Origin of the sequence: Pseudomonas sp. PDM10 (genome assembly GCF_014852295.1) — a bacterium.
Taxonomy (GTDB): domain Bacteria; phylum Pseudomonadota; class Gammaproteobacteria; order Pseudomonadales; family Pseudomonadaceae; genus Aquipseudomonas.
Genome location: NZ_JACVBJ010000001.1, coordinates 414,652 through 428,452 on the forward strand (window position 1 = coordinate 414,652; position 13,801 = coordinate 428,452).

The 13,801-nt window shown below is 58.8% G+C and carries 12 protein-coding genes; 3 read left to right on the plus strand and 9 right to left on the minus strand.

Annotated elements, in window-relative coordinates:
- The first annotated feature begins 79 nt into the window (after nt 1–79).
- Nucleotides 80–1,174 carry a PLP-dependent cysteine synthase family protein gene (locus IB252_RS01970; RefSeq protein ID WP_192406507.1) on the plus strand — a complete coding sequence of 365 codons (1,095 nt, stop codon included), beginning with the start codon at nt 80–82 and terminating at the stop codon, nt 1,172–1,174.
- A gap of 134 nt (nt 1,175–1,308) precedes the next feature.
- Here IB252_RS01970 and IB252_RS01975 read toward each other — a convergent pair whose 3' ends face one another.
- The 3 genes from IB252_RS01975 to IB252_RS01985 form a co-directional block, all read right to left on the minus strand.
- Nucleotides 1,309–2,922 (minus strand): NAD(P)/FAD-dependent oxidoreductase, encoded by a 1,614-nt coding sequence (locus tag IB252_RS01975; protein ID WP_192406509.1) that lies wholly within the window; start codon nt 2,920–2,922, stop codon nt 1,309–1,311.
- Between the two features lie 95 nt (nt 2,923–3,017).
- Nucleotides 3,018–3,671, minus strand: coding sequence for a COG3650 family protein (locus tag IB252_RS01980; RefSeq protein WP_192406510.1), 654 nt, complete (start codon nt 3,669–3,671; stop codon nt 3,018–3,020).
- A gap of 84 nt (nt 3,672–3,755) precedes the next feature.
- A complete protein-coding gene (locus IB252_RS01985) occupies nt 3,756–4,373 on the minus strand; it encodes a short chain dehydrogenase (RefSeq protein WP_192406512.1) in 618 nt (205 codons plus the stop codon).
- A 104-nt stretch (nt 4,374–4,477) separates the two neighbouring features.
- Between IB252_RS01985 and IB252_RS01990 the strand changes: the two genes are divergently transcribed.
- Nucleotides 4,478–5,398, plus strand: a complete 921-nt coding sequence (locus IB252_RS01990) for a LysR family transcriptional regulator (protein ID WP_192406514.1) — start codon at nt 4,478–4,480, stop codon at nt 5,396–5,398.
- Between the two features lie 174 nt (nt 5,399–5,572).
- Here the strand turns inward: IB252_RS01990 and IB252_RS01995 are convergent, their stop codons facing one another.
- The 5 genes from IB252_RS01995 to IB252_RS02015 form a co-directional block, all read right to left on the minus strand.
- A complete protein-coding gene (locus tag IB252_RS01995; protein WP_008147292.1) occupies nt 5,573–6,274 on the minus strand; it encodes an ABC transporter ATP-binding protein in 702 nt (233 codons plus the stop codon).
- On the minus strand, nt 6,275–7,042 hold the full coding sequence (gene livG, locus IB252_RS02000) for a high-affinity branched-chain amino acid ABC transporter ATP-binding protein LivG (protein ID WP_008147293.1): 768 nt from the start codon (nt 7,040–7,042) through the stop codon (nt 6,275–6,277). It abuts the gene before it with no gap.
- The gene (locus IB252_RS02005) at nt 7,039–8,295 is read right to left on the minus strand and encodes a high-affinity branched-chain amino acid ABC transporter permease LivM (RefSeq protein ID WP_111450937.1); all 1,257 of its coding nucleotides are present in this window, start codon (nt 8,293–8,295) and stop codon (nt 7,039–7,041) included. The genes livG and IB252_RS02005 overlap by 4 nt, the downstream gene beginning before the upstream one ends.
- Nucleotides 8,292–9,215 carry a high-affinity branched-chain amino acid ABC transporter permease LivH gene (gene livH / locus IB252_RS02010; RefSeq protein WP_008147295.1) on the minus strand — a complete coding sequence of 308 codons (924 nt, stop codon included), beginning with the start codon at nt 9,213–9,215 and terminating at the stop codon, nt 8,292–8,294. The genes IB252_RS02005 and livH overlap by 4 nt, the downstream gene beginning before the upstream one ends.
- Nucleotides 9,216–9,447: 232 nt before the next feature.
- Nucleotides 9,448–10,575, minus strand: coding sequence for a branched-chain amino acid ABC transporter substrate-binding protein (locus IB252_RS02015; RefSeq protein ID WP_008147297.1), 1,128 nt, complete (start codon nt 10,573–10,575; stop codon nt 9,448–9,450).
- 338 nt (nt 10,576–10,913) lie between these two features.
- Between IB252_RS02015 and IB252_RS02020 the strand changes: the two genes are divergently transcribed.
- On the plus strand, nt 10,914–11,219 hold the full coding sequence (locus tag IB252_RS02020; RefSeq protein ID WP_192406516.1) for a DUF2288 domain-containing protein: 306 nt from the start codon (nt 10,914–10,916) through the stop codon (nt 11,217–11,219).
- A gap of 297 nt (nt 11,220–11,516) precedes the next feature.
- Here the strand turns inward: IB252_RS02020 and IB252_RS02025 are convergent, their stop codons facing one another.
- Nucleotides 11,517–13,712: a hypothetical protein gene (locus IB252_RS02025; RefSeq protein WP_192406518.1), complete on the minus strand. Its 2,196-nt coding sequence runs from the start codon at nt 13,710–13,712 to the stop codon at nt 11,517–11,519.
- Nucleotides 13,713–13,801: the final 89 nt, after the last annotated feature.

Here is a 13,801-nt window from a genome sequence, read left to right on the forward strand (position 1 = left end):
TACCTGTGCGTGATGTAGGTTTTTTCCTAAGCTTGTTAGCTGAGCCTTGCAACAAGGCCGACTCAACGAGAAAACCACCATGAGCGACAACCGACAGTGGGCCCGCGAAGCCATCCGGATCATCGAGGCCGACTTCCAGCGCAGCGCCGACACCCACCTGATTCCCTTGCCGCTGCCGGGTTTTCCGGGCATCGAGTTGTATTTCAAGGATGAGTCCAGCCATCCCACCGGCAGCCTGAAGCACCGCTTGGCGCGCTCGCTGTTTCTGTATGCGCTGTGTAACGGCTGGCTCAAGCCCGGGGCGCCGGTGATTGAAGCGTCCAGCGGTTCGACGGCGATTTCCGAGGCGTACTTCGCCAGTTTGCTGGGCTTGCCGTTCATTGCGGTAATGCCGGCGAGCACGTCCAAAGAGAAGATCGCGCAGATCGCTTTCTACGGCGGCAAGAGTCATTTGGTCGACGATCCGACGCAGATCTACGCCGAATCCGAGCGCCTGGCCCGGGAACACGATGGGCATTTCATCGACCAGTTCACCTATGCCGAGCGCGCTACCGACTGGCGGGCGAACAACAACATCGCCGAGTCGATCTTCCAGCAAATGCGCTTCGAACTGCACCCCGAGCCGAGCTGGCTGATCTCCAGCCCCGGCACCGGCGGCACCACCGCGACGCTGGGCCGTTACGTGCGTTACCGACAATATTGCACCCGCGTGCTCTGCGCCGATGCCGAGCGCTCGGTGTTCTTCGATTACTACCAGACCGGCGACGCCAGCCTGCGCCTGGATTGTGGTTCGCGGATTGAAGGCATTGGCCGGCCTCGGGTCGAAGCGTCGTTCCTGCCCAAAGTGATCGATGCGATGGTCAAAGTGCCGGACGCGTTGTCTCTGGCGGCCATGCATTACCTGGCGCAGCGTTTGGGACGTCGAGTCGGCGGGTCGAGCGGGACCAACCTGATCGGCGCGTTGATGGCGGCCCAGCAGATGGCGGCGGCGGGGGAGTCGGGGTCAATCGTGGCGATTCTGTGTGATGGCGGCGAACGCTATGCCACCACTTATTACGATCAGGATTGGCTCAAGGGCCAGGGGTATGAGTTGAGCGGTTTGATGGATGCGGTGGCAGCAAGCGTTGAGCGCGGCGAGCCGCTGCCGGCCAGCGTGCTGCGCGCCAATATCTGACACGCTGAAAACCAATGTGGGAGCGAGCCTGCTCGCGATATCGGTAAATCAGTCAACATCTCTGTTGAATGTTAATCCGCTATCGCGAGCAGGCTCGCTCCCACAGGGTATTGCGTTGTTTCAGGCGTCGCGTATCAGGCCTCGAGGCCGAGGATGTCGCGGGCCACGGCTTCTGCAATCCGAATCCCGTCGACACCCGCCGACAGAATCCCCCCCGCATAACCCGCGCCTTCACCCGCCGGGAACAGACCTTTCACGTTCAGGCTCTGCATCGACTCGTTACGGGTAATCCGCAGCGGCGACGAGGTACGGGTCTCGATCCCGGTCAACACCGCGTCGTGCAGCGAGTAACCGCGAATCTGCTTCTCGAACGCCGGCAACGCTTCGCGAATGGCTTCGATGGCGAACGCCGGCAAGGCCAACGCCAGATCACCCAAGGCAACCCCCGGTTTGTAGGACGGCTCGACGCTGCCCAACTCGGTGGACGGCTTGCCGGCAATGAAGTCGCCGACCAGTTGCGCCGGCGCTTCGTAGTTGCTGCCGCCCAACACAAAGGCGTGGGATTCCAGGCGTTCCTGCAACTCGATACCCGCTAGCGGGCCGCCCGGATAATCGACTTCCGGGGTGATCCCGACGACGATCCCGGAGTTGGCGTTGCGCTCGTTACGCGAGTACTGGCTCATGCCGTTGGTGACCACGCGGCCCGGCTCGGACGTCGCCGCCACCACGGTACCGCCCGGGCACATGCAGAAGCTGTAGACCGAACGTCCGTTGCTGGCGTGGTGCACCAGTTTGTAGTCGGCGGCCCCGAGTTTCGGGTGGCCGGCGTACTTGCCCAAGCGTGCACGGTCGATCAGCGATTGCGGGTGTTCGATGCGGAAACCCACCGAAAACGGCTTGGCTTCCATGAACACGCCACGGCCATGCAGCATGCGGAAGGTGTCCCGAGCGCTGTGGCCGAGGGCCAGAATCACGTGTTTCGAGTGAATCTGCTCGCCGCCGTTGAGCTCGACGCCGACCAGTTGCCCATCCTCGATCAATACATCGGTCACCCGCTGCTGGAAGCGCACTTCGCCACCCAACGCGCGAATCTGCTCACGCATGTTTTCCACAACACCGGTCAGACGGAACGTACCGATGTGCGGTTTGCTGACGTAGAGGATTTCTTCCGGAGCACCTGCTTTGACGAACTCGTGCAGGACTTTGCGACCGATGAATTTCGGGTCCTTGATCTGGCTGTAAAGCTTGCCGTCAGAGAACGTCCCCGCGCCACCTTCACCGAATTGCACGTTGGATTCCGGGTTAAGCACGCTTTTACGCCACAGACCCCAAGTGTCCTTGGTGCGCTGACGCACTTCGGTGCCGCGCTCGAGGATGATCGGCTTGAAGCCCATTTGCGCGAGCAGCAGCCCGGCGAAAATCCCGCACGGACCGAAGCCCACGACGACAGGACGTAGCTCAAGATCAGCCGGCGCCTGGCCGACCGCTTTGTAGCTGACATCCGGCGCCACGTTGACGTTACGATCATCGGCGAACGTGCGCAGCACCGCCGCCTCATCGCGAACGTTGAGGTCGATGGTGTAGATGAAGCACAGCTCGGAGGACTTTTTGCGCGCATCGTAGCTGCGCTTGAACAAGGTGAAATCGAGCAGGTCATCACTGCTGATGTTCAGGCGCTGCACGATGGCAGGGCGCAGGTCTTCTTCGGGATGGTCGATCGGCAGCTTGAGTTCGGTGATTCGTAACATGACAGGATCCGGTTCGCGGGGCGCAAAACTGCGCCAAGGCGTTTGAAGCCCGCGATTATAAGCCTCAACGAATGATTCCCGTGAGGCTAAAACGATCAGTCGTTACGCGATCCGCCGAAATACCCGCAGCCACGCTGAACCTGACCGTCGATGCGCAGTTCGGCGCTCATGTGCTGGACGCTGCCGGTGGTGCTGTCGACGCAACGTTGCGGCGCGACCCACAGTTCGATGTGCTGGTTATTGGCTTCGGTGCTGAGGTTGAAGCGGCCATCGCCCAGTTGCTCTTCAACGTAGGGCACGGCCAATGGCGGCTGACCGGCGCGCTCGATGACCATCCCTTTGCCGCTGACTTTCACGTTCCACTCAGGCCCATGGCCGGCAGCGCGCAGAATCAGCACTTTGAAATTCGGATCGTTGCATGCAGTGCCCGAGCGCTCGACGCGGTACAGCTGCGCAAGGTCGAGACGGCTGTCGACGACCCGCCCGCGTACGTCAGCAAACAGCTTGCCCTGAGCATCGGCCAGGGTCGCGGCCTCTTGCAGGAGGCTGGTGCCACCGGTGTCGTTGACCACATAACTGCGCTGTTCATTGCACGGCTGGAACAACAGCTTGCCGTCGGCCGCCGTCAATTGGCCCTGCATGCGGGTCTGACCCACGTGGGAGGCACTTTCACGCGGGCCGTCGAGCAACTGGCAAGCGGCAAACAACGGAAGCAGGGCAAAAAGGACTAAGGAACGGGCAACACGCATCTTTGAGTCTCCAGACAAGTGCCGCCACGTTACTCAGCCTGACCGTTCATCACAACCCCACTACTTTTGAATTCGATTCGCCCATCACTTGTAGGAGCACGGCTTGCCCACGTGAAAGGTCTGACCTGTTTGCAGGCCCTCGACGCTTTTGGCGTAGGCCAATGCCACGTCCGCTGCCGGAACCGGTTTGTAGCCGCGGAAATACGGCGCGTATTTGCCCATGGCTTCGACCAGTACGTTCGGGCTCACCGAATTGACGCGCAGGCCGCGAGGCAGTTCGATCGCTGCGGCGCGGACGAAGCTGTCCAGGGCGCCATTGACCAGCGCTGCCGAGGCGCCGCTACGGATCGGGTCGTGGCTGAGCACGCCCGTGGTGAAGGTGAACGAGGCGCCGTCGTTGGCGTACTCGCGGCCGATCAGCAGCAGATTGACCTGACCCATCAACTTGTCTTTCAGGCCCAGTGCGAAGCTTTCTCCGGTCATTTCACCGAGGGGGGCGAAGGTCACGTTGCCGGCGGCGCAGACCAGTGCATCGAACTTGCCGGTTTGCTCGAACAGCTTGCGAATCGATGCGCTGTCGCTGATATCCACATGGAAATCACCGCTGTTGCGGCCGATGCGGATGATCTCGTGACGCTCGGACAGCTCCTTGTCGACCGCTGAACCGATGGTGCCGCCTGCGCCTATCAAAAGAATTTTCATGCTGCTGTTCCTTGAGTGGTTGAAAGTGGCTTCAGTCTAGAGTGGTTTTTTCCATCGATAAGCGTGCTAATAGGCAACCTTTGGTTTTCAAATGGAAACAATCCATGAGCGAAATGGATGATCTGGCGGCGTTCGCGATATTGATTGAAGCAGGCAGTTTCACACTGGCGGCGCAGCAACTGGGGTGCAGCAAAGGTCAGTTGTCCAAGCGCATCAGCCAACTGGAATCGCGGTTTTCAGTGGTGCTGCTGCAACGCACCACCCGCCGTTTGAGCCTGACGGCCGCGGGCGCGGCGCTGTTGCCGCAAGCCCAGGCGCTCGTAGTCCAAGTCGAGAGGGCGCGTCAGGCATTGGCGCGGCTGAAGGACGACATGGCCGGGCCGGTGCGTATGACGGTTCCGGTATCGCTGGGGGAAACCTTCTTCGATGGCTTGTTGCTGGAGTTTTCCGGCAAGTACCCTGAGGTGCAGATCGAGCTGGACCTGAGCAACAACTACCGTGATTTGTCCCGCGACGGGTTTGATCTCGCGGTTCGCTCCGAGGTGGGCAATGACGAGCGCCTGGTGGCCCGACCGCTATTGGCCTGGCACGAAATGACCTGCGCCAGCCCGGCTTACCTTGAGCAATACGGCGAACCGCTGACGCCGCAGGCCCTCGCTGAACATCGCTGTCTGCTCAACAGTCACTACAGCGGTCGCGAAGAGTGGCTGTATCACCAGCAACACGAGTTGTTGCGGGTGCGCGTGTCGGGACCGTTCGCCAGCAACCATTACAGCCTGCTGAAAAAAGCGGCACTGGCCGGCGCCGGCATTGCGCGGTTGCCGTCCTACCTGCTGCAAGCGGAATTGGCTGACGGCCGTTTGCGCTGGCTCCTGCGTGACTATCAGACCCGCCGCATGCCGATGTACCTGGTGCATCCCTATCAGGGTGGATTGCCGAAGCGCACACAGGTGTTGGCGGACTATTTGATTGGCTGGTTCAAGCGCAGCGGTGAAGCGCTGGATCGGCTCCAGCACACCACATAGATCCCTGTGGGAGCGAGCCTGCTCGCGAAAGCGGTAGGGCAGACAACATTTCTGTTGAATGTGAAATTGCATTCGCGAGCAGGCTCGCTCCCACATTGGATTTTCGTTGTTTTGGGATTTGAGTCGGGCACAAAAAAAACGGCCCGAAGGCCGTTTTTTGTTTACCGCAAAGACTCAACCACCCAGGTACGCTTCACGCACTTTCGGGTCAGTCAGCAATGCTTCCCCAGTACCTGTCATCACCACCCGGCCGTTCTCCAGAACGTACGCACGGTCGGCAATTTTCAACGCCTGGTTGGCGTTCTGCTCCACCAAAAACACCGTCACGCCATCCTTGCGCAGCTGTTCGATGATGTCGAAGATCTGCTGGATGATGATCGGTGCCAGGCCCAATGAAGGTTCATCGAGCAGCAACAGCTTGGGTTTGCTCATCAGCGCGCGGCCGATGGCGAGCATTTGCTGTTCGCCGCCGGACATGGTGCCCCCGCGTTGGGCGAAGCGTTCTTTCAGGCGTGGGAAAAGTCCGAGGACCTTGTCCATCTGTTCCTGATAATCGCCCTTGTCGGTGAAGAACCCGCCCATGGCGAGGTTTTCTTCCACGGTCAGACGGGCAAACACCCGACGACCTTCCGGCACGACGGCGATGCTCTTGCGCATGATCTGCGAGGAACTCTGACCGACCAATTCCTCACCCATGTAGCGGATGCTGCCACTGTGGGCTTGCGGTGAACCGCAGAGCGTCATCAGCAGAGTCGATTTGCCGGCACCGTTGGCGCCGATCAGGGTCACGATCTCGCCCTGGCGGACTTCGACGTTGACGCTATGCAGGGCCTGGATCTTGCCGTAGAAGGTGGAAACGTTTTCGAATTGCAGCATTTACGCTTCCCCCAGGTAGGCTTTGATCACTTCGGGATTGTCGCGGATCTGTTCCGGCGTGCCGTCGGCCAGAGGTGTGCCCTGGTTGATCACGACGATGTGGTCGGAAATGCTCATGACCAGTTTCATGTCGTGTTCGATCAGCAGCACGGTGACATTGTGCTCTTCACGCAACATGCTGATCAGCGCCTTCAGGTCTTCGGTTTCCTTCGGGTTCAGGCCGGCGGCCGGTTCGTCGAGCATGAGGATCCGCGGACGGGTCATCATGCAGCGAGCGATTTCCAGACGACGTTGCTGACCGTAGGCCAGGGTGCCGGCAGGACGGTTGGCGAATGCCTTGAGGTTGACCTTGTCCAGCCAGAACTCGGCGAACTCCATGGCCTCGCGCTCGCTCTTGCGAAACGACGGGGTCTTGAACAGACCGGCCAGGAAGTTGGTGTTCAGGTGACGGTGCTGGGCGATCAAGAGGTTCTCGACCGCCGTCATGTCCTTGAACAACCGCACGTTCTGGAAGGTGCGCACCACGCCTTTGAGGGCGATCTTGTGGCCGGGCAGGCCCTGGATCGGCTCGCCGTCCAGCAGGATGCTGCCGCCACTCGGCTGATAGAAGCCGGTCAGGCAGTTGAACACGGTGGTCTTGCCGGCGCCGTTGGGGCCGATCAGTGCCACGACCTGTTTTTCCTTCACGCTCAGGGCTACGCCGTTGACCGCCAGCAAGCCGCCGAAGCGCATGCTCAGATTTTCTACTTTGAGGATCTCGCGGCTCATTTGCGCAGCTCCATGTGAGGACGTTGCATGGGCAGCAGTCCTTGAGGACGCCAGATCATCATCAGCACCATCAAGGCGCCGAACATCAACATGCGGTATTCACTGAACTCACGCATCATTTCCGGCAACAGGATCATCACCGTGGCGGCGAGTACGACGCCCAGTTGCGAGCCCATGCCACCCAGCACCACGATGGCGAGGATGGTCGCCGACTCGATGAAGGTGAACGACTCCGGTGTCACCAGGCCCTGACGCGCGGCGAAGAAGCTGCCGGCAAAACCGGCGAAGCACGCACCGAGGGTGAAGGCCGAGAGCTTGATGACCGTAGGATTGAGACCCAGCGCACGGCAGGCGATTTCGTCTTCACGCAGCGCTTCCCAGGCACGGCCCAGCGGCATGCGCAGCAAGCGGTTGATCACGAACAGGGCAAACAGCGCCAGCAACAGCGCAACGAGGTAAAGGAAGATCACCTTGTTGATCGAGTTGTATTCCAGGCCGAAGTACTCGTGGAAGGTCTGCAGGCCTTCAGCGGCTTTGCGTTCGAAGGTCAGGCCGAAGAACGTCGGTTTCTCGATGTTACTGATGCCGTTCGGACCCCCCGTGAGGCCGGTCAGGTTACGCAGGAACAGACGGATGATTTCACCGAACCCCAGGGTCACGATTGCCAGATAGTCACCGCGCAGACGCAGCACCGGGAAACCAAGCAGGAAGCCGAAGGTGGCCGCCATCATCCCGGCGATCGGCAGGCAGATCCAGAAGCTCAGACCGTAGTAGTGCGACAGCAGCGCATAGCTGTAGGCGCCGACGGCATAGAAGCCGACGTAACCGAGGTCGAGCAGACCGGCCAGACCGACCACGATGTTCAGGCCCAGGCCGAGCATCACGTAGATCAGCACCAGCGTGGCGATATCCACCGCACCGCGGGAACCGAAGAACGGCCAGACCAGCGCACCGATGATCAACGCGATGATGATCCAGCGCTGAGTGGTGGGCAGGGTCAGGAACGTACTGGCCTTGGCCGGCATCACCGGCAGGTTCGGCGAGGATTTCCAGGCCGAGCTGATCTGCTGGTCGAACAATACCCGCAGGAACATCAGCACCGAGCACACGGCGATGGTGATCAGCGTTGTAGTGCTGGTGCCATGGACTTCGAGGTTGATGCCGACGATGGTCAGTTTCAGACCGAGTACCGGGTAGGCAACGGCCCACACCAGCAAGGCGCTGAACAACGCCTGTTTAAGATTCCTAGTCATACTTTTTCAACCTCCGGACGGCCCAACAGGCCGGTAGGCCGGAACAACAACACCAGAACCAGTAAGCCGAACGCCACAACGTCCTTGTACTGGTCGCCGAAGATATCGGCACCAAAGGCTTCCGCCACCCCCAGCACAATCCCGCCGAGCATGGCGCCGGGGATGCTGCCTATGCCGCCCAGTACCGCTGCGGTGAAGGCTTTGAGGCCGACCAGGAAACCGGCGTTCGGGTTGATCACGCCGTATTGCATGCTCAGCAATACAGCCGCGATGGCTGCCAGTGCGGCACCGATGACGAAGGTCAGGGCGATGATGTTGTTGGTGTTGATACCCAAGAGGTTGGCCATCTTGATGTCTTCGGCACAGGCGCGGCAGGCGCGACCCAGGCGAGAGCGGGAGATGAACAGCGTCAGGCCGAGCATGGCGACAAAGGTCACCACGAACACCACGATTTGCATGTAGGAAATCAGCACTTCATGTGCGCCACCTGGCCCGATGGAGAAGTTACCGGGGATCAGGTTGGGGATGGATTTGTCCTTGGAGTCTTGCGCCAACAGAACCGTGTTCTGCAGGAAGATCGACATGCCGATGGCGGAAATCAGCGGGATCAGACGGTTGCTGCCGCGCAGAGGGCGGTAGGCGATTCGTTCGATGCTGTAACCGTAGGCACTGGTCACGACAATGGTCGCGAGAAAAGCGGCGGTCATCAACAGCGGAACACTGTCGAGTCCCATCATGGACAGGCCCGCAATGGCGATGAACGCCACGTAGGAACCAATCATGTACACCTCGCCGTGGGCGAAGTTGATCATTCCAATGATGCCGTAAACCATCGTATAGCCGATGGCGATCAGGGCATACGTGCTGCCAATGGTCAAACCATTAACCAGCTGTTGGAAAAAGTGATAGATGTCAGGCATTACAGCGCTCCTAAAAACCTGATACGCATTTCACTGGTGGAGTCATTTTCCCGCTCGAGCCCCGTGGATCTGCATCCACTTCGAACGCGAGGTTTGCCAGCGAACCGCTGATGACGGTTTTGAGATTTTCAGGTGGGGAGACTGGCGGATCACGCCAGCGCGGCCCAATACGTTCGTAAAACAAAGCCCACGGCACGCCGTGGGCTTTATTGGCAGTCAGTCAGGCAACGCCTTACTGAGGCTTGGCTTCAGTTTTAGGTTTGCCGAAGTGCCACTCGTAAACCACAAATTTGAAGTCTTTCAGGTCGCCCTTGGCGTCGAAGCTCAGGTCGCCAGTCGGGGTTTTGAAGGAACCTGCGTGGATGGCTTCAGCCACTTTGGCAGCGTCTTCGCTCTTGGCAGCCTTGATGCCGTCGGCAATCACGGTCACAGCCGAGTAGGCCGGGAACACGAACGGACCGCTCGGGTCTTCTTTCTTGGCTTTGAACGCGTCAGCCAGGGCGACGTTGGCCGGATCCTGGTCGAAGGATTTCGGCAGGGTCACCAGCAGACCTTCGGAAGCGTCTTTGGCGATCTGCGAAATGGAGTCGTTACCCACGCCTTCCGGCCCCATGAACTTGGCTTTCAGGCCTTTTTCCTGGGCTTGACGCAGGATCAGGCCCAGCTCCGGGTGGTAGCCGCCGTAGTAGACGAAGTCGACGTTGGCTTGCTTGAGCTTGGAGATCATCGAAGAGAAGTCTTTGTCGCCGGCGTTGATGCCTTCGAACACGGCAACCTTGACGTTTTTGCCTTCCAGGGTTTTCTTCACGGCGGTGGCGATGCCTTCACCGTATTGCTGTTTGTCGTGCAGAACAGCAACGATCTTCGGTTTTACGAAGTCGGCAATGTAGTTACCGGCGGCAGGGCCCTGGGCGCTGTCCAGACCGATAGTACGGAAGATCATTTTGTAACCGCGATTGGTGATGTCCGGGCTGGTGGCAGCCGGGGTGATCATGATCACGCCTTCGTCTTCGTAAATGTCCGAAGCCGGTTGAGTGGAGCTGGAGCACAGGTGACCGACCACGAACTTGACGCCGTCGTTGACGACTTTGTTCGCGACCGCTACCGCTTGTTTTGGATCACAGGCGTCATCGTATTCAACGGCTTCAAGTTTCTTGCCGTCTACGCCGCCTTTGGCGTTGATCTGTTCGATGGCCATTTTGGCGCCACTGAACTGCATGTCGCCGTATTGGGCTACAGGGCCGGTTTTAGGGCCGGCGATGCCGATCTTGATGGTGTCAGCTGCGAACGAATGGCTGGCAACCCCGGCCAGAACCATAGCGGCAAACAGTTTGGAAATCTGCTTAGTAGCCTTAGTCATAGTGCTCCACTCTTACTGTTGTAGTTTTTATAGTCCTGGCGCCGTAGCAGCAGAACCGGGTCAGATATCTTCGATATCCTCCGGAAAATGCCCCCGGCAACTGTACCGGTACAGTGTAGAGCGCCAATTGTTAGCCTGGGAAGCTGGCGCCAGGGGGCAAAACCTGAGGGTGTCGCTTTTTTGAAAGAAAAAGACAGAATGGCGGCGGGGGTTATAGCTGAAATATCAGCAATCCTTGGCTTTCCTGCTGTTTTCAATCGGTCACTCAATTGCATCCGGGTTTTTCTGCCAGACCACCAACGTTATGATTACGTCGATTTCTTTTCCGGACAGGACCCATGACTCAAGAACCTAGCACCCTCTATGCCAAGCTGCTTGGTGAAACCGCATCTATTACCTGGAAGGAGCTGGAGCCGTTCTTCGCCAGGGGTGCCCTATTGTGGGTCGATCCCGGTCTGGATTTGATTGCTGCAGCGGAGGCAGTCGCGACCGACGAAGGCGAGAAAGTGGCTGCCTGGCTGGCCGCTGACAAGGTCGCCAAGCTGTCTGAAACGCGGGCGCTGGATCTTTTCGAACGCGATCCGGAGCTGTGGGCAGTGGTCGTTTCGCCGTGGATTATGATCCAGGAAAGGGCGGTGAGCTGAAGATGCGCACTCTATTGGTGCGCGACCTTGTCGGGCAAAAGTGTGTAGCCGAGTAGCGTGATGGCACGTTGCCGTAGAGAAAGGCCACAGACGGGCCAGCATCACGGTGACGTAAACGTAACGGGAACAGTTTATCGAGCAGCCGATTGGCTGCTTAATTGTTTCTGGATGTGATCGTTCCCACGCTCTGCGTGGGAATGTATCCCGGGACGCTCTGCGTCCCAAAGCGGACGCAGAGCGTCCATTGAGGCATTCCCACGCAGAGCGTGGGAACGATCGACAAGGGGCCATCACTGACTAAGCCGTCTTGCCCGTATGGTTATTCAAAGAAATAACCTTGGTCTTGCCAATCCGGTGACGATAAATCTCGCGCAAGTACTTGATCGCCTTCTTTACGCAATCCCGGGACAGACGAATGTCATTGATCGAGACGAACTTGTCTTTGTCGTTGATCAGCTCGCGGTACTTCTTCTCGTACATCGGTTTGATCGCGTACCAATTGGTGTCGAGGATCTTCGCCGGGTTCTCGAACTCATTCAGCAGCTCGTCGATACGGTCCTCGTCGAACTCTTCATTAATGATGAAGTCCAGGATCGAGTTATCCAGAGTCTCGTCAAAGCGGTACGGGTTTTTCGCGAAGCAACGCTTGATGAAGGCCACGATCAGCGTCAAGAAATCGTCCGACAGGCACGGGCTCTTGGCGATCAGGGTGGTCAGCGACAAGTTGGCCGAGGCGCCGATGACCAGCGCATAACGCTTGAGCGTGGTGTTCGGGAACAGGCTGTTGAGGTGGGTCTTCAACCGGTTCAAGTCCATGTAGGACAGCTTGTAGTCCTTTGGCAGCGAAACAATCGAGACCACCGACGAGCAGTTCTTGAAGAAGTGCAGGTCGTGCAACGCGGCCGCGTCGTACCCCGAATTCTTGTACTGCTCCAGCGAGGCGCGATAGCGCTTGGATTCGATCGGCAACAGGCTGATGCCTTCGATCGCCTGGGTCACTTTGTTGAAGTGCGGCAAGTCGATGGAGCGGAAGAACAGGTCGTCGATGTTCAGGCGCTGCGGTTCTTTCTCGAACACTTTGAACTTGTCGCTGCTCGGCGGCGGCGTTTCCGGCACCACGGACTCGGCGTAGGCAATCGCTACGGGGCCGGCCAGGCTCATGAACAGGTCGTTGGCGTCGAGGCGAATGGTTTCGCCAATGTCGATACCGGCGCGACGGAAATAGTTCTGGTCGTAGTCGGTGGTTACCGCTTGCGCCGTCAGAATGTTGAAGATCTGCTGTGAGATGTATTGGTTAGCGTGCTTTTCCATCGCGTTGACGTCGATGTTCTGGATGTTGCCGTCATCGCTTTCTTCGGCATAACGCATGATGTCGTTGGAGATCAGCATCATGGCGTTCCATGGGCGGATACGACCCATGACACTGGCTTCGCTGCTGTCTTCGTTGGCGAAGTTGTAGGAGAAGTCCCACTCTTCCGACAGGTATTTACACAGCAGACGACCGGCGTTGATGTGCAGCGCCTCGGACATTTCGCTGCGGTGATCGGAAATGTTCGGCAGCACGCAGATGCCGCTGGTGAAGATCGGCTCGAAGACGAAGGAATGACCGCTCTTGCCGTCGTGCTCGTCCATCGGCTTGGTGTCGAACGTCTTGTTCATGTACGAGTGTTGCTGGGCCAGGCCGAATTCCGAGGCCATGCCCGAACCGGTACCGCCACCGGCGCTGAAAATCGAGAAGTACAGGCGCGATTGGTTGGCCTTGATCCCGCAGCTGTCGATCAGGTACGAGTGAATCATCTTCCAGTCAGGGCTGGAGAAACGCTGGGTGTCCTTGTTCAGGATGATCTTGGCCAGGTACTGACCGAGGATCGGCGCGTTACCGGCGCCACCGGCGTGGACTTCCGACAAGTCCATGATTTTCATTTTGCTGTAGTCGCGCAGGAAGCCGCTTTTTTCGCCCTTGCGCGAGAAACGGATGCGGCCGGCGATGTCTTTGTCCAGGTCGCCGAGCATGACCAGCGGTTCTACCAGGAACACCGGTTTGGTGGCCTTGTTCGGCCCCAGGCGCAGGTTGTTGCGAATCCACTGTGCCGGGCTGTAGCCCTTTTCGGCGAAGCGTTTGTCCGGCGACAGGCGATCTTCGTTATTGAATTCGTTGAGGTAGAACTTACGGGCGTTGTACACCAGCTCCGCGACGTCCAGCGCGATGTTCGAACCGCAGCGACCCAGGCCGATCAGGCACACCGACGGGAATTCCTGATCGCTGTGATGTTCGCTGTCGCCTTCCAGATGCGGTGGGCGCGGGAACACCATGTCGCGCAGACCGTCGAGGTTATCGAGGATACGATCGGTATTGGTCTCGGTGAAGTACAGGTATTGCTGAGTCGCCAACGGGCGCGATGGTGTCAATGGCTTTGACGGTGCGGGGCTGTTTGCCGCCGGGCTCAGCGTCAGATCGGATATCGCAGCGGCCGGATTGTTTTTAGAAGTCATTGTGCGCCATGTACCTGGGCTGGTTGGTTGAGCGACACGGTGTCGTCGAACCATCACGGATGGGATCTCGCGTTTTTTTTCAGCGCGTA

Coding starts and splice junctions, on each gene's coding strand:
- IB252_RS01970 (WP_192406507.1), top strand. CDS start 80: ATGAGCGACAACCGACAGTGGGCCCGCGAAGCCATCCGGATCATCGAG.
- IB252_RS01975 (WP_192406509.1), bottom strand. CDS start 2,922: ATGTTACGAATCACCGAACTCAAGCTGCCGATCGACCATCCCGAAGAA.
- IB252_RS01980 (WP_192406510.1), bottom strand. CDS start 3,671: ATGCGTGTTGCCCGTTCCTTAGTCCTTTTTGCCCTGCTTCCGTTGTTT.
- IB252_RS01985 (WP_192406512.1), bottom strand. CDS start 4,373: ATGAAAATTCTTTTGATAGGCGCAGGCGGCACCATCGGTTCAGCGGTC.
- IB252_RS01990 (WP_192406514.1), top strand. CDS start 4,478: ATGAGCGAAATGGATGATCTGGCGGCGTTCGCGATATTGATTGAAGCA.
- IB252_RS01995 (WP_008147292.1), bottom strand. CDS start 6,274: ATGCTGCAATTCGAAAACGTTTCCACCTTCTACGGCAAGATCCAGGCC.
- livG (WP_008147293.1), bottom strand. CDS start 7,042: ATGAGCCGCGAGATCCTCAAAGTAGAAAATCTGAGCATGCGCTTCGGC.
- IB252_RS02005 (WP_111450937.1), bottom strand. CDS start 8,295: ATGACTAGGAATCTTAAACAGGCGTTGTTCAGCGCCTTGCTGGTGTGG.
- livH (WP_008147295.1), bottom strand. CDS start 9,215: ATGCCTGACATCTATCACTTTTTCCAACAGCTGGTTAATGGTTTGACC.
- IB252_RS02015 (WP_008147297.1), bottom strand. CDS start 10,575: ATGACTAAGGCTACTAAGCAGATTTCCAAACTGTTTGCCGCTATGGTT.
- IB252_RS02020 (WP_192406516.1), top strand. CDS start 10,914: ATGACTCAAGAACCTAGCACCCTCTATGCCAAGCTGCTTGGTGAAACC.
- IB252_RS02025 (WP_192406518.1), bottom strand. CDS start 13,712: ATGACTTCTAAAAACAATCCGGCCGCTGCGATATCCGATCTGACGCTG.